Source organism: Nocardioides sp. P4_G10, assembly GCF_056401175.1.
The window spans coordinates 724,576-749,691 of the sequence record NZ_JBFUJV010000001.1 but is presented as its reverse complement, the minus strand read 5'-3'; the positions used below and the strand labels follow the sequence as shown (position 1 = coordinate 749,691).

26 protein-coding genes are annotated in these 25,116 nt (G+C 73.7%); 11 read left to right on the top strand and 15 right to left on the bottom strand.

Going from position 1 to position 25,116, the window contains the following annotated elements; translation table 11 throughout:
* Positions 1-48 precede the first annotated feature (48 nt).
* On the bottom strand, positions 49-417 hold the full coding sequence (locus AC1DP1_RS03575; RefSeq protein WP_477505662.1) for a hypothetical protein: 369 nt from the start codon (positions 415-417) through the stop codon (positions 49-51).
* A gap of 32 nt (positions 418-449) precedes the next feature.
* On the bottom strand, positions 450-638 hold the full coding sequence (locus tag AC1DP1_RS03570; RefSeq protein WP_457187095.1) for a hypothetical protein: 189 nt from the start codon (positions 636-638) through the stop codon (positions 450-452).
* An 88-nt stretch (positions 639-726) separates the two neighbouring features.
* On the opposite strand from AC1DP1_RS03570, the gene AC1DP1_RS03565 reads away from it, so the two are divergent.
* The 5 genes from AC1DP1_RS03565 (at position 727) to AC1DP1_RS03545 (ending at position 5,311) form a co-directional block, all read left to right on the top strand.
* Positions 727-3,390 carry a winged helix-turn-helix domain-containing protein gene (locus tag AC1DP1_RS03565; protein WP_477505661.1) on the top strand — a complete coding sequence of 888 codons (2,664 nt, stop codon included), beginning with the start codon at positions 727-729 and terminating at the stop codon, positions 3,388-3,390.
* 123 nt (positions 3,391-3,513) lie between these two features.
* On the top strand, positions 3,514-4,197 hold the full coding sequence (locus AC1DP1_RS03560; RefSeq protein ID WP_477505660.1) for a hypothetical protein: 684 nt from the start codon (positions 3,514-3,516) through the stop codon (positions 4,195-4,197).
* Positions 4,194-4,853 (top strand): DUF2306 domain-containing protein, encoded by a 660-nt coding sequence (locus AC1DP1_RS03555; protein ID WP_477505659.1) that lies wholly within the window; start codon positions 4,194-4,196, stop codon positions 4,851-4,853. Before AC1DP1_RS03560 ends, AC1DP1_RS03555 begins: the two co-directional genes overlap by 4 nt.
* Positions 4,850-5,116 (top strand): hypothetical protein, encoded by a 267-nt coding sequence (locus AC1DP1_RS03550; protein ID WP_477505658.1) that lies wholly within the window; start codon positions 4,850-4,852, stop codon positions 5,114-5,116. The genes AC1DP1_RS03555 and AC1DP1_RS03550 overlap by 4 nt, the downstream gene beginning before the upstream one ends.
* 6 nt (positions 5,117-5,122) lie before the next feature.
* Complete coding sequence (locus AC1DP1_RS03545; protein WP_457187104.1) at positions 5,123-5,311, top strand: DUF1918 domain-containing protein; 189 nt, start codon at positions 5,123-5,125, stop codon at positions 5,309-5,311.
* A gap of 17 nt (positions 5,312-5,328) precedes the next feature.
* On the opposite strand, the gene AC1DP1_RS03540 is transcribed toward AC1DP1_RS03545, so the two are convergent.
* The 3 genes from AC1DP1_RS03540 to AC1DP1_RS03530 all read right to left on the bottom strand — a co-directional run bounded on the left by AC1DP1_RS03540 (position 5,329) and on the right by AC1DP1_RS03530 (position 11,370).
* Positions 5,329-5,718, bottom strand: a complete 390-nt coding sequence (locus AC1DP1_RS03540) for a DUF2237 family protein (RefSeq protein WP_457187106.1) — start codon at positions 5,716-5,718, stop codon at positions 5,329-5,331.
* 22 nt (positions 5,719-5,740) lie between these two features.
* Entirely contained in the window at positions 5,741-7,852 is a 2,112-nt protein-coding gene (locus tag AC1DP1_RS03535) for an MMPL family transporter (RefSeq protein ID WP_477505657.1), read from the bottom strand.
* 110 nt (positions 7,853-7,962) lie between these two features.
* Positions 7,963-11,370: an ATP-binding protein gene (locus tag AC1DP1_RS03530; protein WP_477505656.1), complete on the bottom strand. Its 3,408-nt coding sequence runs from the start codon at positions 11,368-11,370 to the stop codon at positions 7,963-7,965.
* Positions 11,371-11,466: 96 nt separating this feature from the next.
* Between AC1DP1_RS03530 and AC1DP1_RS03525 the strand changes: the two genes are divergently transcribed.
* Positions 11,467-12,195: a hemerythrin domain-containing protein gene (locus AC1DP1_RS03525; protein WP_477505655.1), complete on the top strand. Its 729-nt coding sequence runs from the start codon at positions 11,467-11,469 to the stop codon at positions 12,193-12,195.
* A 12-nt stretch (positions 12,196-12,207) separates the two neighbouring features.
* Complete coding sequence (locus tag AC1DP1_RS03520; RefSeq protein ID WP_477505654.1) at positions 12,208-12,918, top strand: hypothetical protein; 711 nt, start codon at positions 12,208-12,210, stop codon at positions 12,916-12,918.
* A 5-nt stretch (positions 12,919-12,923) separates the two neighbouring features.
* Here the strand turns inward: AC1DP1_RS03520 and AC1DP1_RS03515 are convergent, their stop codons facing one another.
* From AC1DP1_RS03515 to AC1DP1_RS03475, 9 genes are all read right to left on the bottom strand, one after another.
* The gene (locus AC1DP1_RS03515) at positions 12,924-14,543 is read right to left on the bottom strand and encodes a LuxR C-terminal-related transcriptional regulator (protein ID WP_477505653.1); all 1,620 of its coding nucleotides are present in this window, start codon (positions 14,541-14,543) and stop codon (positions 12,924-12,926) included.
* Positions 14,544-14,576: 33 nt separating this feature from the next.
* Positions 14,577-15,689 (bottom strand): flavin-containing monooxygenase, encoded by a 1,113-nt coding sequence (locus tag AC1DP1_RS03510; RefSeq protein ID WP_477505652.1) that lies wholly within the window; start codon positions 15,687-15,689, stop codon positions 14,577-14,579.
* Between the two features lie 99 nt (positions 15,690-15,788).
* A complete protein-coding gene (locus tag AC1DP1_RS03505; RefSeq protein ID WP_477505651.1) occupies positions 15,789-16,361 on the bottom strand; it encodes a cupin domain-containing protein in 573 nt (190 codons plus the stop codon).
* 82 nt (positions 16,362-16,443) lie between these two features.
* Entirely contained in the window at positions 16,444-17,382 is a 939-nt protein-coding gene (locus tag AC1DP1_RS03500; protein ID WP_457187120.1) for an acyl-ACP desaturase, read from the bottom strand.
* Positions 17,383-17,473: 91 nt separating this feature from the next.
* Positions 17,474-18,061 (bottom strand): hypothetical protein, encoded by a 588-nt coding sequence (locus tag AC1DP1_RS03495; protein WP_477505650.1) that lies wholly within the window; start codon positions 18,059-18,061, stop codon positions 17,474-17,476.
* Entirely contained in the window at positions 18,061-18,966 is a 906-nt protein-coding gene (locus tag AC1DP1_RS03490) for a hypothetical protein (protein WP_477505649.1), read from the bottom strand. The genes AC1DP1_RS03495 and AC1DP1_RS03490 overlap by 1 nt, the downstream gene beginning before the upstream one ends.
* A gap of 49 nt (positions 18,967-19,015) precedes the next feature.
* Entirely contained in the window at positions 19,016-19,879 is an 864-nt protein-coding gene (locus tag AC1DP1_RS03485) for an ATP-binding cassette domain-containing protein (RefSeq protein ID WP_477505648.1), read from the bottom strand.
* Positions 19,876-20,700 (bottom strand): zf-HC2 domain-containing protein, encoded by an 825-nt coding sequence (locus AC1DP1_RS03480; RefSeq protein WP_477505647.1) that lies wholly within the window; start codon positions 20,698-20,700, stop codon positions 19,876-19,878. Before AC1DP1_RS03480 ends, AC1DP1_RS03485 begins: the two co-directional genes overlap by 4 nt.
* Entirely contained in the window at positions 20,697-21,269 is a 573-nt protein-coding gene (locus tag AC1DP1_RS03475) for an RNA polymerase sigma factor (RefSeq protein WP_477505646.1), read from the bottom strand. Before AC1DP1_RS03475 ends, AC1DP1_RS03480 begins: the two co-directional genes overlap by 4 nt.
* Positions 21,270-21,369: 100 nt before the next feature.
* On the opposite strand from AC1DP1_RS03475, the gene AC1DP1_RS03470 reads away from it, so the two are divergent.
* From AC1DP1_RS03470 to AC1DP1_RS03455, 4 genes are all read left to right on the top strand, one after another.
* Positions 21,370-21,960: a TetR/AcrR family transcriptional regulator gene (locus tag AC1DP1_RS03470; protein WP_477505645.1), complete on the top strand. Its 591-nt coding sequence runs from the start codon at positions 21,370-21,372 to the stop codon at positions 21,958-21,960.
* Positions 21,957-22,580: a VC0807 family protein gene (locus AC1DP1_RS03465; protein ID WP_457187124.1), complete on the top strand. Its 624-nt coding sequence runs from the start codon at positions 21,957-21,959 to the stop codon at positions 22,578-22,580. Before AC1DP1_RS03470 ends, AC1DP1_RS03465 begins: the two co-directional genes overlap by 4 nt.
* Before the next feature lie 67 nt (positions 22,581-22,647).
* A complete protein-coding gene (locus AC1DP1_RS03460) occupies positions 22,648-23,625 on the top strand; it encodes an SPFH domain-containing protein (RefSeq protein WP_477505644.1) in 978 nt (325 codons plus the stop codon).
* An 11-nt stretch (positions 23,626-23,636) separates the two neighbouring features.
* Positions 23,637-23,876, top strand: coding sequence for a type II toxin-antitoxin system antitoxin (locus AC1DP1_RS03455; RefSeq protein ID WP_477505643.1), 240 nt, complete (start codon positions 23,637-23,639; stop codon positions 23,874-23,876).
* Between the two features lie 33 nt (positions 23,877-23,909).
* Here AC1DP1_RS03455 and AC1DP1_RS03450 read toward each other — a convergent pair whose 3' ends face one another.
* Positions 23,910-25,097, bottom strand: coding sequence for a zinc-dependent alcohol dehydrogenase (locus AC1DP1_RS03450; protein WP_477505642.1), 1,188 nt, complete (start codon positions 25,095-25,097; stop codon positions 23,910-23,912).
* Between the last annotated feature and the right edge of the window lie 19 nt (positions 25,098-25,116).

Sequence of the window (25,116 nt, the reverse complement as noted above, 5' to 3'; positions counted from 1 at the left end):
GCCCGGCTGCGGCGGGTCGGCGGACGTACGACCCGGCCGGCGTTGGGGTCAGTCGACCCACTCCAGCTCGAGGTCGTCGGTGATCTGCAGCTCCTCGTGCTCGCAGACCGCGCGGTCCGCGAAGTCGTGCCGGGCGATCACCGTGCCGGCGGCATCGCGCACCTCGAAAGAGCCGTCCCCGGCCACGAGGCACTGCCGCTCGCGGTCGGTGAACTGCGTGTCGAACCGGAACGCCGGGTCCAGAGCGGCCTCCCTGAACGGCTGGCCGTCCCCGTCGAGCACGACGACACGCAGGTCGCCCCGGTCCGACGTGTTGGTGAGCAGCGCCGTGCCGTCGTCGCTCGCCTCGCCCCCGGCGCACCCGGCAAGTAAGCCCGCGAGTGCGAGCGCGGGGACGAGTCGGCGACGAGCGGTCACGGCGACATCCTCGTGGGTGGCGCCCCGAGTCGTCAGGCGTTCAGCGCGTCGAGGCCGTGGTAGACGGCGAAGGCCGGCCAGACGATGCCCTCCAGGATGGCGAGGAGGTGCTGCCAGAGGCCGTCCGCCTGCATCCAGAAGTAGACCCAGGCGCCGAAGATGCCGAGTCCGTAGATGGCGTTGCCCGCCTGGCCTGAGGCCGTGCTGGTGCGATCGCTCATGGTGGTGCTCCCTTCACCCGTCACGCTAGGGAGCGGGCGCCCTCCTCGGCAGGGTCCTTCGGCCCGATCCCGCCACTAGCCTGAGGCCATGGCGGTACCCGGCACGAAGCTGCGTGTCCCGCTGTCGCGACGCCAGCTCGTGGACCGCAGCCGCCTCACGGACCGGCTGCCGACCGGTCGGGGCCCGATGCCGCGGCTCGTGCTGGTGGCGGCTCCGGCGGGGTCCGGGAAGACGACGCTGCTGACCCAGTGGTTGGCGGCCGGTGACGTCCGGACCGCCTGGCTGTCGCTCGACGCCGCGGACGCCGACGTGCGGCGGTTCCTCGCGCACCTCGTGGCGTCCGTCAGCGTCGCCAGCCCGGAGGTCGGCGCCGACGCGGCGGCGCTGCTCGAGGACGAGCGCACCGTGCGGGCGGAGGACGTGCTGGCCGGCCTGGTCGAGGAGCTCGACTCGCTGCCCGGGCCGACGGTGATCGCGCTCGACGACTACCACGTCATCGACGGCGCCGAGGTGCACGAGGCGGTCGCCTTCCTGCTCGACAACCTGCCACCGCAGGTCACCGTGGCGATGACGACGCGGGCCGATCCACCACTGTCCCTGTCGCGGCTCCGGGCCCGCGGTGACCTGCTCGAGGTCCGCGCCGCAGACCTCCGGTTCACCACGGCCGAGGCGACGGCGTTCCTCAACGACGTCATGGGGCTCGGCCTCGAGGCGGAGCACGTCGCCGCGCTCGAGCGGCGTACCGAGGGATGGGCCACGGGCCTTCAGCTCGCCGCTCTCTCCGCCGCCGGCACGGCCGACCCGGACGGCTTCGTCGAGGCGTTCGCCGGGAGCCACCGGTTCGTCCTCGACTACCTCGTCGACGAGGTGCTCGCCGGCCAGCCCGCGGACGTCCGGTCGTTCCTGCTCGACACCTCCGTCCTCGACGACCTGTGCGGGCCGCTGTGCGACGCGGTCACCGGCCGCTCCGACGGCCAGGAGCTGCTCGAGACGCTGGAGCGGGCGAACCTCTTCGTGGTCCCGCTCGACGACGAGCGGCAGTGGTGGCGCTACCACCACCTCTTCGCCGAGGCACTGCGCGCGCGACTCGCGGCCGGGGGCACCGAGCACGTCGGGCGCCTGCACCACGACGCCGCGGACTGGTACGCCGAGCACGACCGCCTGCCCGACGCCGTCCGGCACGCCCTCGCCGGCGGTGACGTCGACCAGGCCGCCGACCTGGTGGAGCTCGCCGTGCCCGGGATGCGCCAGCGCCGTGAGGACCGGACGATGCGCGAGTGGCTGCGCGCCCTGCCGGAGGACGTCGTACGACACCGGCCGCTGCTGGCGTTGCACCTCGCGTGGGCGCGGCTCTCGGAAGGGGACCTCGACGGGCTCGACCGGTGGCTCGACGTCGCCGAGACGGCGCTCGGGTCGGGGTCGCCCCCGCCGTCGGCCGGTCCGGTCCACGCGAGGGAGGCTCGCGACCAGGACCTGGCGACGCTGCCGGCCATGGTCGAGGTCTACCGCGCCACCGTCGCGCAGGCCCGCGGCGACGTCGCCGGGACGACCGCCCACGCGAGCCGGGCCCGCGACCTCGTCGGCCCGGACGACCACTTCGTGCTCGGGGCGTCGTCGGGCTTCCTCGGGCTGGCGGCCTGGGCAGCCGGGGACCTGGCGGCTGCGGACGACACGTTCGGCGAGGCGGCGCGCCACATCCGCGCTGCGGGCAACGTCGCGGACGGGCTCGGGATGACCGTCGTGCTCTCCAGCATCGCGCTCGGGCGGGGCCGAACCGACGAGGCACGGCGCCTCCTCGAGCACGCGCTCGCGGACGCGGAGTCGACCCCGGGCCCGCCGCTGTCGACGACCGGCGACCTGCACGTGGGGCTCGCCGAGGTGCTGGTCCAGCAGGGCTCGCTCGCCGAGGCCGAGGAGCACCTGCGTGCTGCCGCGGAGCTGGGCGAGCGGGCGTCACTGATCGAGAACCGGCACCGCATCCACGTCGCGAGAGCGGCTCTGCTCCGGGCGCGCGGCGACCTCGACGGGGCGGTCGCCGCGCTGGACCGGGCGCAGGCCCTCTTCCTGCCCGGCTACTTCCCCGACGTCCGGCCGATCCCGGCGCTGCGAGCGCGGGTCCGCATCGCCCAGGGCCGGCTCGACGACGCCCGCGCGTGGGCGCAGGAGCACCGCGTCGACCTCGACCACGGGACCTACCTCGGGGAGGTCGACCGGCTGACCCTCGCCCGGCTGCTGGTGGCGGAGGCCGATCGTCTCGACGACGTCGTCGCCGTGACGGAGCGGATCGCGACGGAGGCCGGGGTCGCCGGGCGTGGGGGGAGCGTGGTCGACGCGCACGTCGTACGAGCCCTCGCGCACCACGCCATGGGCGACCGTGACGCGGCGCTCGCGGCATTGCGGGAGGCGCTCGACCGCGGGGTGCCGCCCGGGTACCGCCTTCTCTACCTCGACGAGGGCGCTGCGATGGTCGAGCTGCTGGAGGCGCACGGGGGCGAGTCGGCGGCCGCCGTGCTCGCTGCGGCCACGCGGGACGAGCCGGCGCCCCGGCCCCCGCAGGCCGACGGGCTCAGCGAGCGCGAGGTGGAGGTGCTCCGGCTGCTCGCCACGGAGCTGACTGGACCCGAGATCGCGCAACGGCTCTACGTCTCGCTCAACACCCTGCGCACCCACACCAGGCACATCTTCGCCAAGCTCGACGTCAACACCCGCCGGGCCGCCGTACGACGCGCAGCCGAGCGCGAGCTGCTCTGAGCCGCCGCCGGGATCGAATCACCACGCAGGTCACATGACGATGCGATGTGGGGTCACCCCGTCGCTCCCTAGCGTCCTGGACATCGCCGGAACCGCCGGCCACCACCCGTCCAGGAGCCCACCATGAACGTCACCAGCAGCGGCCTCGTCAAGGCCGCCGGCGCCGCCGCCGCGGTCGCCGGGAGCATCTTCATCGCCGTCCAGGTCAACCACCCCGCCGAGGCAGCCTTCGACACCCAGACGACCGAGTGGGTCGTGCGGTGCGCCGCCAAGGCAGTGATGTGCGTCCTCGCCCTCGCGGGCATCACCGGCATGTACCTCCGCCAGCACCGGCAGGCCGGCCCGCTCGGCCTCGTCGGCTACCTCGTCTTCGCGCTCGGCTACCTGACGCTGCTCAGCGCCGAGGTCATCGCCGCCGCCGTCCTCCCGTCGCTGCTCGACAGCAACCGGGGCTACGTCATGGACGTCGTGAGCGCCGCCGCCGGCGGCACCCCGGACGGTGACATCGGCGGCATGCAGGTCGTCCTCAACGTCGCCGGCGCCGGTTACGTCCTCGGCGGTCTGCTCTTCGGCATCGCCCTCTTCCGCACGGGCATCCTGCCCCGCTGGGCCGCGGCGCTGCTCGCCGTCAGCACGGTCAGCACCGCGGCGCTCGCCTTCCTGCCCGAGGCCTTCAACCGGCCGTTCGCCGTCCCCGAGGGCATCGCGCTGATCGGCCTGGGCGTCGCCCTCTGGCGCAACCCCGGTGACGTCCGCGCCCGCACCGCCCAGCCCGCCGCAGCGGTCCTCTCGCCCTCGGTCCGATGAGCCGCCGCACCGGCTGGGCGCTCCCCGTCGCCCTGTTCGCCCTCTGCTTCGTGCCCGTGGCGTCGGGCAGCCTCCGGCTGGTGCAGCTGGCCGGAGGCCCCGAGATCATGCCGGCCGACGACCGGTTCCTCGGGTGGCCGGTGGCGCTCGTCGTGCACATCGTGGGCGCAGCGGTGTTCGCCCTGGTCGGCGCGTTCCAGCTCGTCCCGGGCATCCGCCGCCGGCACCCGCGTTGGCACCGGCGCGCGGGCCGGGTGCTCGCCGTGGCCGGTCTGATGGTCGCCGGCTCGGCGCTGTGGCTCACGCTCTTCTACGAACCGCAGCCCGGCACCGGTCCGCTGCTCTTCGTCCTGCGCCTCGTCGTCGCGTCGGCGATGGCCGGTTGCCTCGTCACGGGCGTCGTGGCCGCCCGCCGTCGCGACTTCGCCACACACCGCGCGTGGATGATCCGCGCCTACGCGCTCGCCGTCGCCGCCGGGACGCAGGTCTTCACGCAGGGCTTCGGTGAAGCCGTCGTCGGCCACGGTGAGCTGCGCGGCGACCTGCTCAAGGCCGCCGGCTGGGTGATCAACCTGGCCGTCGCCGAGTGGGTGATCCGGCGGCCCGCTCGCCGTCGTGCTCCCCGGCCGGTGCCGATGGAGGTCGGGTCGCGATGACCGGCCCGGCGACGTACGAGATCCGCGTCCAGGGCCACCTCGACGACCACTGGTCCGACCGGCTCGGCGGCCTCGGGCTCACCCGCAACGCCGACGGCACCACCACCCTGAGCGGCCCCCTGGCTGACCAGTCCGAGCTGTACGGCGTGCTTGCGGGGCTGCGTGACATCGGCGCCGCGTTGCTGTCCGTCGTGCTGGTGTCCCTTGCCGACGCCGGCCTTCCGGGCGCATCGTGGGAACAGGAACCAGGACAGGGGTGGTGAGCAGCGATGCACGCGCAGGTCGGTGACCGGCTGGTGGCCGAGAGCAACAGGGTCGACTCGCCCAGACGCGAGGGCGAGATCGTCGAGGTCCGGGGGACGGACGGCGGTCCGCCGTACGTCGTCCGGTGGGGCGACGGCCACGAAGGACTCGTCTACCCGGGCGACGACGCCCACGTGGTGCCCCTCGGGCTCTGACGGTCCGGGCCGCGAGCTCAGTCCAGGGCGCTGAGGTCCGGCGGCACGTCGACCGCCTGCGTCCGCAGCACCTCGAGGGGTACGACGTCGAGCGCGCGCTCCGACGTGGCTGCCAGCACGACGGGCGCCGCCACCCCGGCGTCGTACGCCTGGAGCCAGCGGACGGCGACCACGCACCAGCGGTCGCCGGGGACCAGGCCGGGGAAGTGCCACTCCGGGCGCGGGGTGGACAGGTCGTTGCCCACCGAGGCCTGGTGGGCCAGGAACTCCTCGGTCATCACCGCGCAGACGGCGTGCAGGCCGACGTCCTGCGGGCCGACCGTGCAGGTGCCGTCGCGGTGGAAGCCGGTCAGCGGGTCGGTGCCGCAGGGGTCAAGCTCGCCGCCGAGGACGTTGCGCTCCGTCATGGGGAGATCATCGCGCGGACGTTCAGACCCCGACCAGCTCGCGCTCGGGAGCCGGCTCGTCGTCGACCTCGACGCGCACGGTGGGCAGCAGCCGGTCGAGCCAGCCCGGGAGCCACCAGTTCCAGTGGCCCAGCAGCGACATCGTGGCCGGGACGAGCACCATCCGGACGAGGGTGGCGTCGAGGACGATCGCGACGGCCATCCCGAGCCCGAGCTGCTTGACGACCACGTCGCCCTCGGTGGCGAAGCCGAGGAACACGACCACCATGATCGCAGCGGCCGAGGTGATCACCCGGCCGGTGGCCGAGAGGCCGCGGACCACGCTGCCGCGCGGGTCGCCGGTGCGCAGGTAGTCCTCCCGGATCCGCGACAGCAGGAACACCTCGTAGTCCATCGACAGGCCGAACAGGATCGCGAACTGCAGGATCGGCATCCAGCTCGAGATGGGCATCGGCTGGTCGACGCCGATCAGCTCCGCGGCCCAGCCCCACTGGAAGACCGCGACCAGCACGCCGTAGGCGGCGGTGATGGAGAGCAGGTTCATCGCAGCGGCCTTGAGGGGCACCAGCACCGACCTGAACATCAGCGCGAGCAGCAGGACGGAGACGCCGACGACGAACGCGATCACCAGCCACAGACGCTCCTGCAGCAGGTCGGAGATGTCGGAGAAGAACGGCGTCCAGCCGGTCACCTCCGCACTCGACGGAAGCGCGGCACGCAGGTCCTCGATCAGGTCCGGGGTGCGCTCGTCGGTGGGCCCGAAGGCGGGCTCGGCGGTGACGATCGAGAGCTCGCCGTCCGGCGTGGTGACCACCGGTTCGAGGCCGGCGATGCGGTCGTCCGCGCGCAGCGTCGCCGCCGCCTCGTCCGCGGCGCCCGCGGCGGAGGTCGGCACCACCACGGTCAGCGGCCCGTTCGCGCCGGCACCGAATTCGGCGGCGACGAGGTCGTACGCCTGGCGCGTGGTGTTGTCGGCGGGCTGGCTGCTCGCGTCGCCGGGCCAGGTGCGCATGTCGAGCACGGGCGCGGCGAGCACCAGCAGGACGCCGAGGCTGACCAGCGCCCACACGAGCGGCTTGCGGCCGACACGGGCGGCCCAGCGGGCGGTGAGCGGCTCGCGGGTGCGCAGCGGACGGTTGCGGCGTACGGCACTGGGGAGGAGCTTGCGACCACCCAGCCGGCACAGCGCCGGCACGAGGGTGAGGGCGGCCGCGGCGACGAACACGACGGCGATGGCGGTGGCCAGGCCGAACGAGTCGTACGTCGACAGGCCGGCGAGGCGCAGGCCCATCAGCGAGACCAGCACGGTCACCGCGGCGAACACCACCGATCGACCGGACGTCGCGACGGCGCGGCCGGCGGCCTCGATCGCGTCGTGCCCGAGGCGGAGGTTCTCCACGTGGCGCGTGACCAGGAGCAGCGCGTAGTCGATCCCGACGCCGAGCCCCACCATCGAGGCGACCATCGGAGCGGACGTGCTCACCGACATGGTCGCGGCGAGCAGGGCAATGCCCGAGCTGCCCGCCGCCAGCCCGACGACGGCCACGCCGATCGGCAGCCCGGCGCCGACGGCGGAGCCGAGGGCGATGACGAGGATCAGCAGGGCGATGCCCACGCCGACGAGCTCGCCGGTGCCCCCGAAGGCCTCGCCCGCGGTGTCGGGGACCTCGCCGCCGAGCTCCACCTGCAGGCCGGAGGCGGTCGTCTCGGCGATCGCGCCCTCCAGCGGCTCGATGTTGCCCATCAGGTCGGGGTGCGTGATGGGCTCGGCGTACTGCACCGTCAGGACGGCGGTGTCGCCGTCGTCGCTGAGTCGGGCCGGCCCGACGTCGGCGACGTGCTCGAGGTCGCGGAGGCGCTCGGTCAGGGTGCCGATCCCGCCGGAGGGGAGGGGGTCGCCCTCGCGGTCGTGGACCACGACGCGGGCGCTGGCGAAGCCGCCGACCCCGTGCTCGCGCAGCAGGTCGATGCCCTGCTGGGCACGGGCGCCCGGCACGTCCCAGTCGTCGCGCAGCGGCGCGCCGAACGACGAGGCGAGCGCCGCGGCGGTGGCCACGAGCAGGACCCAGGCGCTGATCACCCGCCACGGATGGGCGGCGGACGAGCGGCCGAGACGGAAGAGGTACGACGACATGGTGGTCTCCTGGGTGCGGGTCGGGCTGACCCGATGACCCTGCGGCCGGCACCTTCGGGCGCACTTGGACGCGGCTTGGGTGCTCGACCCAAGAGGTGCCCCAAGACCTCTCAGAAGTCGAGCCGCGCGCGGTGCTCGCCCAGCCAGTCGGCGTACGCCGTGAAGCCCCACGCCTCGCACTGGCTCATCGCGCGTCCCGCCGCGTCGCCCGCCTCCTGGTGCCTGCCGCTGGCGGCGAGGGCGAGCGCGAGGTAGCCGTCGACCGGACCCATCACGGTCGAGATGCCGCTGATCGCCAGCCGCCCGTGCAGCGGCGCCAGCCGCGCAGCCATCTGCTCGGCCAGCGGTACGTCGCCCGCGACGGCGGCGGCCTCGGCGACCCCGCACCAGGTGCTCGTGCTGCTCCAGTTGTCCACCCGGTGCATGACGGGGGTGAGCAGTTGCGCGCGCAACCGGTCGGGCTCGCCCGCGCGGGCGATCGCGAGGAGCAGGACGTCCGCGGCCATGTCGTTGTCGGCGACCGCGATGGCCGCCGCGATCGGCTCGATCAGCTCGCCGATGCGCTCGTCCCACAGGTGCGAGATGAGGTGGATGCCCATCAGGTGGAGCGCCTCGTTGCCGGGGTTGAGCCGCGGCCGCAGTGCGTGCAGCTCGGCCGCGAGCCGGTCCACGGCGGCCGCGTCGCGCCGCAGCGAGGCGAGGCTGAGGTCGATCCACCCCAGCGCCACCTGGGCGTAGGAGTTGCGGCGGCGCGACGCGAGCCGTGCGGTGGCCGCCGCGGTGTCGACGTACGCCGTCCGGTCGCCCAGCTCGATCAGGCTGCCGGTCAGCAGCACCGACGCGACCACCTCGGCGTCCGGGTCGGCTGCCTCCCGCGTGGCGCGGAGACCCTCCCGCGCCAGCTCGAGCCGGAGGTCTGCACGTGCCGGGGTCCAGAGGGCCTTCCAGGCGGTCGGCGCCGCCCAGGCCAGCAGGGCGGGATCGCCGATCCGGCGAGCCATGGCGACGCCCTCCTCGGCGAGCGCCCGGACCTCGGCCTGGGCCGACGGGTCGTAGTAGAGCAGCACCGCGAGCGCGAGCATGACCCGGCAGCGCTCCGTCGAGTCGCCGTGGGGCAGCTCGGCCATGGCCCACCGCAGGTCCTCGACGGCGTCCTCCGGCACCTGGTTCCACTGCTGGGGCATCCAGACCGACCCGTCCGTGGACGCCGCGGCCGCCGCGGCGAGCCGGGGCAGGTCGTCCTCGCGCCGGGCGAGCGCGATCGCCTCCTCCGCGCAGGGCAGCACCTGGTCCCACTCCGCGTTGGGGCGGCAGTCGCGCGCGCGGGTCAGCAGCAGGTCGATCCGCTCGACGGTCGTGCCGAGGGGGTCGCGCCGGTGGGCGTCGATCGCGGCGGCGACGAGCCGCTCGGCCTCGACCCACGAGAAGGTACGACGAGCCTGCGCGGCCGCGTCGGCCGCTGCGCGCCAGGCCCGGCCGACGTGGGTGGGTCCGGCGGCGAGCCAGTGCCGGGCGAGCTCGGCGACCCGCTCGTCGCGGCCGACCATCCCTCCGACCGCGGCGTCGTCGGCGAGGGTGTGGGCCACCTGGGCGTGGAGCCGCGCGAGCCGTGAGGGGCTCGCGGTCGTCACGACGGCGTCGCGGGTGAGGGCGTGGGTGAAGGCCGCGGTCCCGGCCTCGGGGTCCTCGACGAGCCCCGCCTCACGCGCCGGCGTCAGCGCGTCGTCGACGTCCTCCACCGGCTCTCCGGCCACCGCCGCCAACAGGTCCAGCGAGAAGCGCCGGCCGAGGACGGCGGCGAGGAGGAGCAGCTCGCGGGTCCGCTCGGGCAGGCCCTGCAGGCGGCGGACGATGACGTCCCGGACGGTCGCGGGCAACGTCGTGCTGTCGCGGGCGTCGAGCCGGGCGAGCTCGACGAGGAAGTAGGGGTTGCCGTCGGATCGCCGGTGCCAGTCGTCCCCCACCTCGTCGGGTACGACGGTGCCGGTCACGGCGTCCACCAGGCTCCGGGCCTCCTCCGGCGTCAGGCCGGACAGGTCCAGCCGGGTCACGTGGTGGCGCGCGAGCTCCTCCCCGACCTCGGCCAGGTCGCCGGTCGGCTCGGGCAGCCTCCGCCGCGTGACGACGACCGCGAGGCGGTGCCCGGGTGCGGCGCTCGTGACGAGGTGCCGCAGCACCTTGAGGGACGCGGTGTCGGCCCAGTGCAGGTCGTCGAGCACGAGCAGGACCGGCCCGGACGACGACCGGGAGGTGACCTCGTGCGCCAGGGTCTCGCGGGCGCGGAACGCCTCACGCTCGCGACTTTCGCCGGTGCCCGACGGCGCGCCGGCCAGCAGTTCCTCGACGTGGCTGTCGAGCTCGTCGCCGGCGAGCTCGCGCAGGGCCTGGCTCCAGGGCCACAGGCTGGGCGCCCCGTCGTCCTGCGAGCACCTGCCCGTCGCCACCCGGAAGCCGCGCTCGCGCGCCGCGGCCATGACCTTGGTGACCAGCCGCGACTTGCCGATGCCGGGCTCGCCGACGAGCAGGGCGGTCGCCGGCGTGCCCGCCTCGGCGCGCGCCAGCACGTCCAGCAGCGCGGCCTCCTCGGCCTCGCGGCCGACCGTCGGCCACCCGGTCGTCGTACCGCTCGGGGCTGTGGCGGGAGGGGTGGCGGCGGGCGCGGCGGGCGCGGACCCGTTCGAGCCGGCACGCAACCACCGGTGCAGGGCGGGGTCCTGGACGAGCACCGCCTGCTCGAGCTCGCGCAGCTCGTGGCCCGGGTCGAGGCCGAGCTCGTCGGCCAGGACGGACCGGATCTGGCGCAGCGCGGCCAGCGCCTCGGCCTGCCGTCCGGAGCGGGTCAGGGCGAGCGCGTGCAGCGCCCAGACGCGTTCGCGGAGCGGGTACCTCGCCGTCGCCTCCTCGGTCGCGGCCACGACCACCGCGTGGTCACCCAGGGCGAGCAGGCCCAGGACGCGCGCCTCCTCGGCGTCGAGCCGGAGCTGGTCGAGCGACGTCCGCTCGAGGACGACCTCCGGCTCGTCGGGGAGGTCGGCGTACGCGTCACCGGTCCACAGGGCGAGCAGCTCCTCGATCCGGTCCACGCCCCGCGAGATCTCCGCGCGGGTCGGCCAGTCGGCGCCCGGCCCGGTGGTGAGCTGCGCGGCGAGCGGCGCGAGCGACCGGTGGAGGGTGCGGACCTCGTCGGCGAAGCGGTGCGCGTCGACGTCCTCGCGACCGAGCGCCAGCCGGTAACCGTGGTCGCTGGTCAGCAGGACCCGGGGCTTCTCCCGGGGGCCGAGGCCCGGCTCGAGGACGCGTCGTACGCCGGACAGGTAGGAGTGCAGGGTGCCGTGGGCGCCCCGCGGCGCGTCCTCGCCCCAGACCAGCCGCACCAGCGCGTCGGGCGGGACGTCGCTGCCGAGCCGGAGGGCCAGCGCGGCCAGGACCGAGCGCGGCTTGCGGGCGCCGACGTCCACGGTGGCTRCCGGATCGTCGGCGAGCGCCACCTGGCTCGTTCCCAGCACGCGGACCCACACGCGCAGCAACGTAGCGGGAAAGCGGCTCAAGTCGCTCTGGAGTGCGGCTCAAGAGTCGGAGGAGATCGTGCTCGCACCGCCAGCCGAGGAGAGCCGATGAAGCACACCGGGACCACCCCGTCGTACCGCCCGCAGCTGACCCTGCCCGGGCAGGCGCACACCGCCGAGGGTCCGCACGACCAGACGGGGATGTACGTCATGCACCACGCCCTGCGGCGCGACTTCGACAGGTTCGCGGCCGCTGTGGAGGGCACGCCGATCGCCGAGCACGAGGTGTGGGCCGCGCTCGAGGGGCGCTGGGTCGCGATGGCCGACGTGCTGCACCACCACCACTCCGCCGAGGACGACGAGCTGTGGCCGCTGCTGCAGCAGCACGCGGAGGCCGCCGGCGACGCGGCCGGCCTCCGGGTGCTCGCCGACATGGAGGACGAGCACGACGACATCGACCCCGCTCTCGAGAACGTGCGTGACGCCTTCGACTCGATGAGCGCGCACCCGTGCACCGATCACCGCAATGCACTGGAGATCCGGCTCGGAGCCGCCCACGAGCTCCTGCTGTCGCACCTGGCCCACGAGGAGCAGCACGCCCTCCCGATGCTGCAGCGCAGCCTCAGCGAGGAGGAGAACGCCGCCTTCGAGAAGGCGGTCGAGAAGCGCTACCCGTTGCGCTCGATCCCGTTCCTCCTCCCGTGGGCGATGGACGGGGTGCCGACCGACGCCCGTGAGCGCCTGCTCGAGTCCACCCCGCCCGGTTACGGCCTGCTCCTCCGCATCTTCCGGCGCCGCTACGAGCGCGTCGAACGCCTCGCCTTCCGGTTCGCCTGAGAGGACACCGACATGACCACCACCGTCGATCGAGGGGCCGTCCCCGCCGCCCCTGTCGCGTCCGAGCACGCCCTGACCCGGCTGAGCGCCCGCTTCGGCATCGCGTTCACCGCGTGCCAGCTGCTGGTGATGATCGCGATGGCGGTCTTCGTGCTGCCGGGCGTCGGTGCGCCCGGCGACCCGGCGGCCGAGCGCGGGCAGGCCATCCTCGACGTGGAGACCGCCTACCGCGTGAGCAACTACGCCTTCATGGTTGCCGGGACGATGTTGCTGGGGTTCCTCGGCGCCGTGCACGTGCGCCTCCGCCGGGTCGACCCCAGCGGCGTCCTGTCGACCGTCGCCGTCGCTGCCGGCACGATGCTGGCGCTGGTCTGGCCGCTCGCGGGGGTGCTGCACGACGTCGCGATGGGCGCCGCCGCCGCCGGCRCCGACGTACGCCTGCTGGCGGGGTGGGACGCGATCGCGCCGTACTCGCTCGCGTTCTCCGTGCTCCCGCGGCTCTTCTTCGTCGGTGCGATCGTGCTGGGCCTGCGGGCGGCCGGGACGGCGCCCTGGCTGCAGCGGACCGGCCTCCTGCTGCTGCCCCTGAGCCTGCTCGGCAGCGCGACGCTGCTCACCGACGCGCTCTTCCCGCTGCTCGCGCTGAGCACCCTCGGGTACGAGCTGTGGGTCGGGGCCGTCGCCTGGCACTGGCTGCGCTCGGAGCGTCCGTCAGCGGCGTGACCCCGTCACATCAACCCGTGCTCGTACGCGTACGCCGCGGCGGCGGTCCGAGAGCGCACGTCGAGCTTGGTGAAGATGTTGGAGAGGTGGCGGGCCACCGTCTTCTCCGAGAGGACCAGGCCCGCGGCGATCTGGGGATTGGTACGACCGGTGGCGACGAGGCGGAGCACCTCGACCTCGCGGGGGGTGAGTCCCGCGGGCGGCGCTGCCGGCGCGAGCAGCGAGGAGACCCGGTCCGCCGCCGGGCGAGCACCCAGGCGGCGGAAGCAGTCGCGTGCCGCCTCGAGCTCGCGGCGCGAGGCGTCGAGGTCGCCGAGCCGGGCCAGCGCCCGGCCCCGGAGGACGCCGGCGCGGGCGGCGTCGTACGGAGCGGACGCGCGCGCCCACATCTGGCCCGCCTTGCGGAGGAAGGGCAGGGCTCCCGCCGGGTCGTCGTCAGCGAGCTCGACCGCGCCGGAGCACTCGGCGGCCATCGCCGCGAGGACCTCCGAGCAGGCCAGGGACGACAGCTCGCCGGCGGCAGACCGTGCGCGGTCCACGTGCCCGGACGCGAGGAACACCTCGACCGCGGCGGGCAGGACGCGACACCGCGCCACGGCGCCGACGTCCTCGACCAGCATGCGCTCGACGGCCGCCAGCGCCGCCGCGTCCTGCCCGCGCGCGAGCCACAGCAGGGCGAGCCCGGGCTGGGGGTCGCAACCGTGGTCGGCCGCCCGCTGGTAGGCAACGTCGGCCTCGTCGAGGTCCCCGCGCAGGCGCAGGACGTCGCCGGACTCGCGGGACGTGAGCCCGATGGCGTCCGGCGACCCGGCCTCGACGTAGCGCTGCGCGGCGAGCTCGAGCTCGTCGAGTGCTTCCGCCCAGTCGCCGTGCATCCGGAACAGCTGGCCGCGGTGCAGGGCGCACTGGCCGGTGAAGAGCAGCAGCCCGGGCTGCGCGGAGCACCACCGCTCGAGGGCGGCGGTCCACTCCGCGACCCGACCGAAGTCGCTGATCTCCTGGCAGCCCTCGATCGCCGTGCAGTAGACGTGCCCGGCGATGACCGGCGTGCACTCACCGGCGATCACCCGGACCATCGCCTCGTCGAGGCAGGCGAGGCCGTCGGGGATCCGGTCGGTGTAGAGGCGAAGCCGTCCCTGACCGGTCAGCCCCATGGCCACGAGGTCGGGGTCGCGGTTGCGGCGCCCCGCCTCGGTGGCGAGGTCGGCCTGCAGCGATGCCTGCGGGATCTCGCCGCGGCCGAGGTGGGCGAACATCCGGGTGAAGGCCACCCAACCCGCCTCGGCCGAGTCCTCCCCGACGTCGGCGAGCAGCGACTGCGCCCGGGCGGACCATCCGGAGAAGAGGGCAGGCTCTCCGTGGGTGGCGCAGCTCATCGCCAGGCGGACGGCCGCCCGTACGGCCCCTTGCGGGTCGCCCGCCTGCTCGTGCAGGCGGAACTCGAGCTGCAGCGCGACCACCGTCGTGTCGTGGTGCCCGAGCAGCTCGGCCGCAGTTGCGAAGTCGTCGAGGTCGGTTGGCGGGAGGCCGGCGAGGTCGGCCTCGGACCACAGCTCGTACGCGTCCGGCCAGTCGCCGCGCGCGTACGCCTGTCGCGCCCGGTCGACGTCGCCGGCAACGGCCATCYCGCTCACCTCCGCCTTCGAGCGTACGGCCGCTCACGCCGCCGCGGGGTGGCTCGAGGTCGCCGTCCCCAGGCTGCGGGAACGGACGGCCACCCGGTCGGCGACGAAGGCCGCGTCCCGCCCGACGCCGGTCATGAGCATCGAGCTGAACGAGTACTGGAAGGCCAGTCCGCAGAAGAACAGGCCCGGGGCCTCGGCGACCACGCCCCGCTCCTCCTTCGGCCAGCCGTCCTCGCCGAGGATCGGGAGGTGGATCCAGTCGAAGACCTGGCGGAAGCCGGTCGCCCACACGACGGTGGAGACGTCGCGGGGCGTGCCGTCGACGACGGGCTGGCCGTCGCGCGACTCCTCGATCCGGCTGGTGACGCGCTCGACGCCCCGCTCGACCAGGTCGCGTCGCTTGACGCGCAGCATCGGGCCACCGTGGCGACGCAGCTCCTCCGTGAGCTTGGTGCGCATCGGGCTGCGCCGGGTGAGGACGTGCTTCCAGGCGAAGAGCAGGACCGGGAAGACCATCCGGAAGGCCGGTGAGCCGAGCCGCGGCGGGATCTCGCCACAGTCGCGGCCGGCCAGGATCACCGGATGCGTCTCGGCCAGCTCGTAGGCGATGTCGGTGCCGGAGTGGCTCGCGCCGACGACGAGCACGGCTCCGTCGTTGACCTGGCCGGGCCGGCGGTACTCGCTCGAGTGCAGCTGCAGGATGCTCGGGTCGAGAGCCCCGGCGACGTCGGGGATCAGCGGGCACCGCCCGAAGGTCCCGGTCCCGACGACGACGTTGCGGCAGGTGAACCGTCCGCGGTCCGTCGTCACGACGTAGCCGTCACCGTCGCGGTCCAGGGCCTGCACGCGCGTGTCGAGGCACACCGGGAGGGCGAACGTGCGGGCGTAGCTCTCGAGGTAGTCGCCCACCGCGTCCTTGCCCGGAAAGGTCCACCGGGAAGCGGGGAACGGCAGTCCGGGGAGCCCGTCGAACTGGGCGGGGGAGTACAGCCTGAGACTGTCCCACTGCCGTCGCCAGTTGTCGCCGACGCGGCTGGCGGCGTCGAGGATGACGAACGGGACGTTGCGGCGCTGCAGGTGGTAGCCGGTCGACAGTCCCGCTTGACCAGCGCCGATGATCACGGTGTCGATGTCTGTGGTGTCCATGGCTCGACGCTATTTCGACGGCGCCACTCCTCGCGTCGGGCGGAGCACCCATCTCCGTGACCGAYGGGCTGGGTGGATCGCCCCATGGTGGAGTGCAGCTCAGCGAGGCCGCGGCATCGGCTCGGAGGTGTAGCGCGGGTACCACCCGCGGTAGCCGAGCGTCCGGCCGAGCAGCGCGAGGGGAGTGAAGACGGCTCGCTGGACGACGGCGGGCGGGTGGGCCAGCCGCACCTCGGCGTCGTACTCCCGCAGGATCACCGCCATGCTCAACAGGTTGGGCAGACCCTTGCTGTTGGTCCGGCCGTCCTTGGCGAGGCCGAAGAAGGTCTCGAAGAACATCTCCGTGCGCAGTGCCGGCTCGATCTCGACCCGCACGCACGCCTCGTCGTCGCCGACGTTGGCCCACGTGTGGGCCCGGCCTGGAGGGACGGACGCGGTCGCCCCGGCCCCGAGGATCCGCTCCGTGCCGTCGACCTCCAACCTCACGGTGCCGTGGACGACCCGGAAGCGCTCCTCCTGGTGCGGGTGCACGTGCGTGGCGGCGGGGTGCCCACCGGGCCTGGCGAAGATGTCGCCCTCGAGGAGCCGACCGTCGGTGTCGCCCGCGACCTTGAGCCACACGATCAGCTCGCCCGTCCGCGGGTGCTCCAGCACGTCACCCGCCCTCGCCATGGCGCACCTCCTGCCGACAGTCGACTCTAGGTCCGCCGCCGACGGCACGTCATCACCAAGGCGAGGGGGTCAAGCGCGCCCCCTAGCCGCTCGCCTGGCGCGCCGCCTTCTTCGCTGCCGCCTCGTCCCGCCTCTCGACGAACCGCGTCGCCTCGCCGTCGAGCGCAGCGACGGCGGTGGCCAGCTCGTCGCGGGCCGCCTCGCCGTCGGCGTCCAGCCCCTCCAGCTCCCACACGCCCCACTGCCGCAACAGCGGCGCGACGATGTCGTCGTGGTGGATGCGCAGGTCGTAGATGCCAGCCTTGGCCATCTGCACGGCCTTGCGCGAGAAGCCGGGGATCACGCTGCCGGGCATCTCGAAGCCGACGACCTCCTCGGTGATCGCGCGCATCGTCTGGCTGGGGGAGAGCTCGAGGGCCGCGGTGACGATGTTGCGGTAGAAGATCATGTGGAGGTTCTCGTCCTTGGCGACGCGGGCGAGCAGCTTGTCGGCGATCGGCTCCTCGGTGTAGCGGCCGGTGTTGCGGTGCGAGACACGGGTGGCGAGCTCCTGGAACGACACGTACGCGCAGACGTTGAGCAGCGACTTGTCCATCGCCTCGTAGCCCGTCTCCATCGTCTCCATCCGCGCGCGCTCGAGCTCGACGGGGTCGACGCCGCGGGTGACGAGCAGGTAGTCGCGGATGCAGAACGCGTGCCGACCCTCCTCGGCGGTCCACCGGTTCACCCAGGTGCCCCACGCGCTGTCCCGGCCGAAGGCACGGTCGATCTCGCGGTGGTAGCTCGGCAGGTTGTCCTCGGTGAGCAGGTTGACCTCGAGCGCAGTGCGCGCGATCGGGGACAGCTGCGACTGCGCGACCTCCCACGGATCGCCGCCGAGGTCGGCGAAGTCCCGACCGAGACTCCAGGGGACGTACTCGTGGGGCATCCACTCGTCGGCCATCGCCATGTGGCGGTTGAGGTTCTCCTCGACCACCGGCTCGAGCTCGGTCAGCAGCTGGGTGCTCTCGAGTGCGGCCATGCCATCTCCTCGTCCGGCGGTCGCGAGGGCGGTCGCCTCACCCTCCCTGCCTACACCCGCGGGCGGTCCGGAGGCTAGGCCCGTCGGTGGCTCAAGCCATCCCCGGCCGAGCCGCGGCGGCCCACGCGGCGGCACCGCCGGCGCCGACAGCCACCCAGAACCCCCACACGGCGGGCGCGAGGTCCGCGAGCGGGTACACCGACTCCCAGCCGAGGAACCCGGTCACCACGACCGGCGCCAGGACGGCGAACGCCACCACGGACGCCAGCAGCGAGCCGGGTGCGTCCACCTCGCGGCGCGAGGCCAGGGCCGCGCCGCCGGAGACGAGGGCGAGCGTGGCCATCCCCACCGACCACCACGCCCACCGGTCGAGCGGCAGGTCGCCCGGTCGGGCCAGCACGACCGAGCCCCACACGGTGAGCGGGAGGAGGGCGACGACGAGGCGGGACGTACGCCGCCAGCCGCCGCCGCGCGGGGTCACCGCGACCACCGCTGCCGCGCGCTCGTCGAACACGAACCCGGCGCCGGCCGCGCAGCAGGCCAGGAGTGCAGGTAGCAGGACGACCGCGGTCGACGGCCAGCGGCCGAGCGCGGCGGCGACCGCCAGTGCCGCCCCGCAGCAGCCCAGGAGGGCGGGCCATGCGACGCCGCGGCGGAGGTACCACCAGCGCGGCGCCATCACTCCACCCGGAACGGGATCGGCTCCGAGACGCGGTTGTCGGACGGACCGGTGGTCATCGCGAGGACGAGGCACCCGAGTCCGACCACGACGGTGCCGATGATCGCGCCCCGCAGCAGGGGCGTACGGGCAGTGCGGTCGTGCCAGACCGCGACGAGGGCCGCGGCGGCGCACAGGCACAGGAGGTAGCCGAGGTGGGCCAGCGGGTTGCCGGCCATCAGCTCCTGCGTGCCGTCCTCGAGCGTGCCGGAGTGCCACATGGGCCACGGCACCCACAGCCGCAGCTCGGAGCTGTCGCCGTACGCGATCGGGACCGACCCGACGAAGCTGACCAGCACCGCGGCGACGACCACGACGGCCGGAGCCCCGGGGAACCGGAGCCAGCGGCCGGTCAGCACGCCGAGCAGCGCGCCGCCGAGGCAGGCGACCGGGCCCGTCGCCAGCAGGATGCTCCACACCTGCCAGTCGGGCAGTGTGCCGAACCACCACTCCTGCTCGGCCACACCCAGCGACGCGGCGAGCGCGACCCCGACCAGCACGAAGACGAGGCCGACCCCGAACGGGACGAGGCAGGCGACGACCAGCGCGAGCGTGCGCTGCGCCTCGGTGCCGGGCGCGGTGCCGACGGCCTCGACGGCCGCCTCGGTGGACCGGGTCTGGCGCGCAAGAGCGACCAGGCTCGTGAGTCCGACGAAGAAGGCGGCGATCAGCGGGGTCGGGAGCAGGTCGGTGTACTGCGGGTCGTCGTTGGTCGCGACCATCAGCGCGAGGACGCCGAAGGCCAGCGCCACGCCGACCAGGAAGATCGGGTTGCGGACGAGCCGTCGGGTCTCGATCCCGGCCATGCCGGAGAGGGCCTTGTGGTGGGAACCGGACCCGGGGACGGGCAGGGCAGTGCTGGTCATGGTGACTCCTCGAGATGCGGAGGTGGAGCAGTGGTGGCGCCGATGAGAGTCAGGCGGGTGCGCGGACGGCGTCGGCGCCGAGCATGAGGAGATAGGCGTCCTCGAGCGTCGGCTCGGTCGCGGTGGCGCCTAGCGGCGGCGTGCCACCCACGACGTGGTGGCGGCCCGTGCCGGTGCGCCAGCTGACGAGCGCGTCGGGGCCGGGGTCGTCGCAGAGCCACACCCGGCCGGCGGCCGTGGCGACGAGGTCGGTGACCGTGCCGTCGAAGCGGACGGTGCCGCCGGCGAGGACGACCACCCGCTCGCAGAGCGCGGCGACGTCCTCGGTCTGGTGGGTGGAGAGCAGGACGGCGCAGTGGCCGCCGAGGGCGGACAGGGTGCGGCGCAGGTCGGCGCGCTGCGTCGGGTCGAGGCCGGTCGTGGGCTCGTCGAGCACGAGGATCCGCGGGTCGCCCAGGAGTGCCTGCGCCAGCGCCACCCGGCGCCGCTGCCCGCCGGACAGCTTGGAGACCCGCTTGGTCGCCAGGTCGCCGAGGCCGACCAGCTCGAGCACCCGTCGTACCTCCCGGAGCCGCCGGGCGCGGTCGTTCCACTCCTTGAGGACGGCGACGTACTCGACGAAGCCGAAGGCCGTCATGTCGCCGGGGTAGCCCAGCTCCTGCGGGAGGTAGCCGAGCTCGCGGCGGATCCCGGTGAGCTCGGCGTGCGAGCCGTGCGGGTCGCGCCCCAGCAGTCGTACGCCGCCGCGGTCGGCGGCGATGGACGTGGCCACGATCCGCAGGAGCGTGGTCTTCCCGGCGCCGTTGGGTCCGAGGAGCCCCGTGACCCCTCGGTCGAACGACAGGTCGACGGCGTCCAGCGCGCGGGTGCGGCCGTACGTCTTGGTGACGGCGCTGAGCTCGACGGCGTTCACAGGACTGCTCCCATCCGGCGGTCGCGGCTGGACCGGGCCGCCAGCACGACGAGGGACACGGCGGCAAGGGCGAGGTAGACGAGCTGTTGGGTCGCCTCGACCGGCCACGTCGCGGGCAGGCCGCGCAACGAGAACAGGACGACGGCGCTCCACCCGAGGGCGACCACGGCGACTCCGACCCGCGGGCCGACGAAGCTGGACAGGGCGAGCAGCGTCGGCACGAGTGCGACGGCAGGCCCGAGCCAGGCGGCCGCCAGCCAGGCCGGCCCGGGCAGGAAGAGCCCGAGGAGGACGGTGAAGGGCAGCACGGACGCGAGCACCGCCAGGGTCCGGAGGAGGATCAGGCGGGTACGGCCGTAGGGCGCGGTGACGACGAGCGTCTCGAGCGGGTCCTGGTGGTGACCGTAGGCCGCGGCCACGCCGATCACGGGCACGAGCGGCGCGACGAGGAGGAACGGCGCGAGCAGCTGGCCGCCCGCGAGCATGACGGCCAGCGCCGCGAAGGTCAGGGCGAGGAACGACCCGACCACCCACGCCGTGCGCAGCGAGCTGGCGGCGGCGAGCAGCACGGCGGTGGGCTCCGGGAGCCCGCATCGCCGGGCCAGTCGGACCGGCAGGGGGAACGCGGGGGACTGGACGGTGTCGCGGACGGCGTCCCAGCCGCGGGCGAGCAGCAGCGGGTCGACCAGCGGCGTCGTGGACGCGCGGCACTCGGCACACCGCGCGACGTGCTGCTCGACCGAGGCGCCGACGATCGCATCGAGCCGGCCGGCGACGTAGTCGGCGAGCAGGTCGTCGTGGACGTGCCACGTGGTGGTCATCGCCATCCCTCCTGCGGCAGGGCGAGAGATCCGCGGAGCTGGGCCTTGGCCCGGTGGAGGCGGGTCTTCACGGTGTTCTGGCGGACGCCGAGCAGCTTGCCGGCCTCCTTGGTGGTCAGACCGTCCAGCACGCACGCCTGGACGACGGAACGGAACTCGGGGGAGAGCCGGGCGAGCGCGCCGGCCAGGTCGCCGTACTCCACCCCGAGCAGCACCTCGTCCTCTGCCGCGGGCACGTGCCCCCGGCCGACGGTGTCCCACTCGGGGAGGAGCACGACGTCCTTGCGCGACCGGAGTCGCGACACCATCCGTCGGAACGCGATACCCCAGAGCCAGCCCGCGACTTCCCCTGTGCCGCGGTACCGCCGCGCGTCCTTCCAGACAGTGACGAAGGTGTCCTGCACGACGTCGAGCACGACGTCGGAGTCGTTGCATCGACGCATCAGTCGTGCCACGAGCCAGGGCGCGTGGCGGCCGTAGAGCTCCTCGAGCGCTGCGGCGTCACCGTCGGCGACCAGCGTGACCAGGGCGGTGTCGTCCTGGTCCGCGAGTGCCGAGCTGCTCCCCATGACAAGACTGTCGCACCGGAAGGACCGGTTGGTTCCCGTCCGGAGCGACCAAAATTGGTCGGCGTTGCCCGAGGCCGCCGGCTGGGCTAGCGTCTTACTCGTGCAAGTAACGAAGCGATCGGTGGCGGCGACCGCGCGGCGGGCGCAGATCCTGGAGGCGACGATCGACGTCGTCGCGGAGGAGGGCTTCGCCAAGGCGTCGTTCGCGCGGATCTGCGAGCGGGCCGGCCTGTCCAGCACGCGGCTGATCAGCTACCACTTCGCCGGCAAGGCCGAGCTGGTCGCGGCGCTGGTCGAGCACGTCGTCGCCGGGATCGGCGAGCACGTCGGTGCCCTGGTCATGGCGGCGGAGACGCCGGGCGAGCGGCTCAGGGCCTACGTCGAGGGCGTCGTGGGGTACGCCGACACGCACCGCGCGCCGATGTCCGCCCTGCTCCAGGTGGTGATGTCCGGCGCCTGGGGCGACGGCAGGCCCGCGCCGAGCGACGTGAGCCACCTCGAGAGGATCCTCGCCGACGGTCAGCGCTCCGGGGCGATGCGGGAGTTCGACACCCGCGTCATGGCCGGCACGATCCAGCGGGCCGTCGAGGCCGTGCCCTTCCAGCTGGAGGCCGACGCCGACCTCGACTGCACGGCGTACGCCGCCGAGCTGGTGGAGCTCTTCGACCGCGCGACGAGGGCCGATCCGTGACCCTGCTCCGACCGCTCCTCGGCATCGTCGGGTCGACGGCGCTCTACTACCTGATGCGACACCTCGGCGTCAGCGTGTACGCCGCGCTGGTCGTGGGCGCCGTGCTGTCCCTGGTCCCGGCGTGCGTGTCGCTGCTCCGCGGCAATCGGCCCAGCGGGCTCGAGGCGTTCTTCACGGTCCTGCTCTTCGCGAGCTTCGCGATCTCCCTGCTCCCCGGCGACGAGCGGTTCCTGCTCGCCAAGGACGCGCTGGTCACCGGCGGCGTCGGCCTCTGGTTCCTCGCCAGCCTGTGGTGGTCCGACCGGCCGCTGGCCTACCAGTTCGCGAGGCCGATGGCCGAGGGCCGGCTGGGCTGGCCGGGCGACTGGGAAGGGCTCTGGGAGCGTGAGCCGTGGTTCCGCCAGATGTGGCGTACGTCGAGCACGCTCTGGGCGATCGGCACGCTGCTCGACGCCGCCGCGCGGGTCGCCATGGCGTACACCCTGCCGCCCGACCTCGTGCCCGGGCTCAACCTGGCGATGTACGTCGCGACCGCCGTCGTGCTCAACGTGGTGACGACCGTGGTCTACGTCCGAGCTGGGGCCCTGGGGAGGCGGCGGCGGGCGCCGGTGACGGGGTGAGCTGCACCGGCTTCCACGGAATGTGATATCTATTTGGAATCACATTCTGGGAGAAGGGGCTGACCGCATGGACGGGGACCGGGCACTGCAGCAGGGGGAGATCGGCGAGTCGGAGGGCGGCCCGCCGGCAGGACACCCGGTGGGGCACGAGGGCACGCGGGTCGACGTGACCGAACGGGAGGCGTGGTCCGTCGACGGCTTCGCCGGGCTGGCCGTGTCGCTGCTGCTCCTCGGCCTGGGCTGCTGGATGACGGTCGCGGGCATCATCGACGCGGACGCCGGTGAGGGCGGCATCGGCCTCATCGTCGGCGGCGCCGCCATCATCGTCCTCGGTCTGCTGCTCGCCGCCTCGCTGACGATCGTGGCTCCGGGGCAGACGCGGGTCGTGCAGTTCTTCGGCCGCTACGTCGGCACCGTGCGCAAGCCGGGGCTGCGGATGATCGTCCCGCTGACCACCCGGCGCAACGTCTCGGTCCGGGTGCACAACTTCGAGACCAACGAGCTCAAGGTCAACGACGCCGACGGCAACCCGATCAACATCGCGGCCATCGTCGTCTGGCAGGTGGCCGACACGGCCCGGGCGACCTTCGCCGTGGAGGACTACGAGGACTTCGTGGCGGTGCAGGCCGAGTCGGCCCTGCGGCACGTGGCGATGAGCCACCCCTACGACAACGCCGCCACGGAGGTCACCCTGCGCGGCGACACCGAGGTCATCTCGGCCGAGCTGGCCTCGGAGGTCGCCGAGCGGATCGTCCTGGCCGGACTGGAGGTCATCGAGGTGCGGATCTCGGCCCTGGCCTATGCCGCGGAGATCGCCCAGGCGATGCTGCAGCGGCAGCAGGCCTCGGCTGTCATCGCCGCGCGCGAGAAGATCGTCGACGGAGCAGTCGGTATGGTCGAGAGCGCGCTCGCGCAGCTGGAGCAGAAGGACATCGTCGAGCTCGACGCCGAGCGCAAGGCCGCGATGGTGTCCAACCTGCTCACGGTGCTCTGCTCCGAACGCGGCACGACCCCCGTCGTCAACACCGGCTCGCTCTACACCTGATCGGGTCGTCCGTGAGCGACGAGGCAGGGGAGTCGGCTCCCAGGCGAGGCGCAGAGCGCAAGTCCGTGCTGCTGCGCCTCGACCCTGCCGTGCACTCCGCCCTGCAGCGCTGGGCCGCGGACGACCTGCGCAGCGTCAACGCCCAGATCGAGCTGCTGCTGCGCGAGGCGCTCAAGACTGCCGGGCGCGAGCCGCGTGACGCGGGTCCGGTGCCCAGGCGGGGGCGTCCGCCGAAGGACCGCGAGGACTGACCCGCGCGGGTCGCGGGTCAGTCCGGGGGCGGCTCAGGGCTGGAAGACCACCTTGACCATGCCCTCCTCCTTCTTCTGGAAGTGCGCGTAGGCGTCGGGCGCCTCGGTGAGCGGGAGGTGGTGGGTGGCGAAGGCGTCGACGCCGAACGGGTCGTCCTCGACCAGCATGGCGAGGAGCTCGTCGGTCCAGCGGCGCACGTTGGCCTGGCCCATCCGGACCTGGATCTGCTTGTCGAAGAGCTGCATCATCGGCATCGGGTCGGCCTGGCCGCCGTAGACGCCGGAGATCGAGATGGTGCCTCCGCGGCGTACGGCGTCGATGGCGGTGTGCAGGGCGGCGAGGCGGTCGAGGCCGGCCTTCTTCATCATCGGCTCCGAGATCGCGTCGGGCAGCAGGCCGGTCATCTTCTGCACGACCTGCGCGCCGCCGGAGCCGTGGGCCTCCATGCCGACGGCGTCGATGACGGCGTCGGGACCTCGGCCACCGGTGGCCTCGCGGACGACGTCGCCCACGCTGCCGACGTCCTCGGCGTCGTCGAGGTTGAGCGGCTCGGCGCCGAACGCCTCGACGCGGGCGAGCCGCTCCGGCACGCGGTCGACGGAGATGACGCGGTGGCCGGCGCGTACGCCCATGCGGGCCGCCATGTCACCGATCGGTCCGGCGCCGAGGACGAGCAGCGTGCCGCCGTCGGGCACGTCGGCGTACTGCAGGCCCTGCCACGCGGTCGGCAGGACGTCGGAGAGGAAGAGGAACCGGTCGTCGGCGTGCTCGTGCGGCACCTTGACGGGCAGGAAGTCGGCGAACGGGACGCGGAGGTACTCCGCCTGGCCGCCGGGGACCTGGCCGTAGAGCTTGCTGTAGCCGAAGAAGCTCGCGCCGGTGCCGTGCTCGTGGTTCTGCGTGGTCTCGCACTGGCTGTAGAGGCCCTGGTCGCACATCCAGCACGAGCCGCAGCAGACGTTGAACGGCACGACGACGCGGTCGCCGACCTTGAGGTTGCTGACGCCGCGGCCGACCTCCTCGACGATGCCCATCGGCTCGTGGCCGACGATGTCGCCGGCCTCCATGAACGGGGCGAGGGTCTCGTAGAGGTGCAGGTCGGAGCCGCACAGGCCGGTCGACGTGATCTTGATGATCGCGTCCGTCGGCTCCTCGATGCGGGGGTCGGGGACCTCCGTGACCTGCATGTCGTGGACGCCCTGCCAGGTGACTGCCTTCATCGCGCTGAACCGCCTTCGG

Excerpts from the sequence above, each read along its gene's own strand:
- AC1DP1_RS03505 (WP_477505651.1), bottom strand. The coding sequence starts at position 16,361 with ATGGCGAGGGCGGGTGACGTGCTGGAGCACCCGCGGACGGGCGAGCTG.
- AC1DP1_RS03500 (WP_457187120.1), bottom strand. The coding sequence starts at position 17,382 with ATGGCCGCACTCGAGAGCACCCAGCTGCTGACCGAGCTCGAGCCGGTG.
- AC1DP1_RS03555 (WP_477505659.1), top strand. The coding sequence starts at position 4,194 with ATGAGCCGCCGCACCGGCTGGGCGCTCCCCGTCGCCCTGTTCGCCCTC.
- AC1DP1_RS03545 (WP_457187104.1), top strand. The coding sequence starts at position 5,123 with ATGCACGCGCAGGTCGGTGACCGGCTGGTGGCCGAGAGCAACAGGGTC.
- AC1DP1_RS03550 (WP_477505658.1), top strand. The coding sequence starts at position 4,850 with ATGACCGGCCCGGCGACGTACGAGATCCGCGTCCAGGGCCACCTCGAC.
- AC1DP1_RS03515 (WP_477505653.1), bottom strand. The coding sequence starts at position 14,543 with ATGGCCGTTGCCGGCGACGTCGACCGGGCGCGACAGGCGTACGCGCGC.
- AC1DP1_RS03510 (WP_477505652.1), bottom strand. The coding sequence starts at position 15,689 with ATGGACACCACAGACATCGACACCGTGATCATCGGCGCTGGTCAAGCG.
- AC1DP1_RS03460 (WP_477505644.1), top strand. The coding sequence starts at position 22,648 with ATGGACGGGGACCGGGCACTGCAGCAGGGGGAGATCGGCGAGTCGGAG.
- AC1DP1_RS03495 (WP_477505650.1), bottom strand. The coding sequence starts at position 18,061 with ATGGCGCCGCGCTGGTGGTACCTCCGCCGCGGCGTCGCATGGCCCGCC.
- AC1DP1_RS03540 (WP_457187106.1), bottom strand. The coding sequence starts at position 5,718 with ATGACGGAGCGCAACGTCCTCGGCGGCGAGCTTGACCCCTGCGGCACC.
- AC1DP1_RS03570 (WP_457187095.1), bottom strand. The coding sequence starts at position 638 with ATGAGCGATCGCACCAGCACGGCCTCAGGCCAGGCGGGCAACGCCATC.
- AC1DP1_RS03490 (WP_477505649.1), bottom strand. The coding sequence starts at position 18,966 with ATGACCAGCACTGCCCTGCCCGTCCCCGGGTCCGGTTCCCACCACAAG.
- AC1DP1_RS03450 (WP_477505642.1), bottom strand. The coding sequence starts at position 25,097 with ATGAAGGCAGTCACCTGGCAGGGCGTCCACGACATGCAGGTCACGGAG.
- AC1DP1_RS03560 (WP_477505660.1), top strand. The coding sequence starts at position 3,514 with ATGAACGTCACCAGCAGCGGCCTCGTCAAGGCCGCCGGCGCCGCCGCC.
- AC1DP1_RS03565 (WP_477505661.1), top strand. The coding sequence starts at position 727 with ATGGCGGTACCCGGCACGAAGCTGCGTGTCCCGCTGTCGCGACGCCAG.
- AC1DP1_RS03535 (WP_477505657.1), bottom strand. The coding sequence starts at position 7,852 with ATGTCGTCGTACCTCTTCCGTCTCGGCCGCTCGTCCGCCGCCCATCCG.
- AC1DP1_RS03525 (WP_477505655.1), top strand. The coding sequence starts at position 11,467 with ATGAAGCACACCGGGACCACCCCGTCGTACCGCCCGCAGCTGACCCTG.
- AC1DP1_RS03480 (WP_477505647.1), bottom strand. The coding sequence starts at position 20,700 with ATGACCACCACGTGGCACGTCCACGACGACCTGCTCGCCGACTACGTC.
- AC1DP1_RS03475 (WP_477505646.1), bottom strand. The coding sequence starts at position 21,269 with ATGGGGAGCAGCTCGGCACTCGCGGACCAGGACGACACCGCCCTGGTC.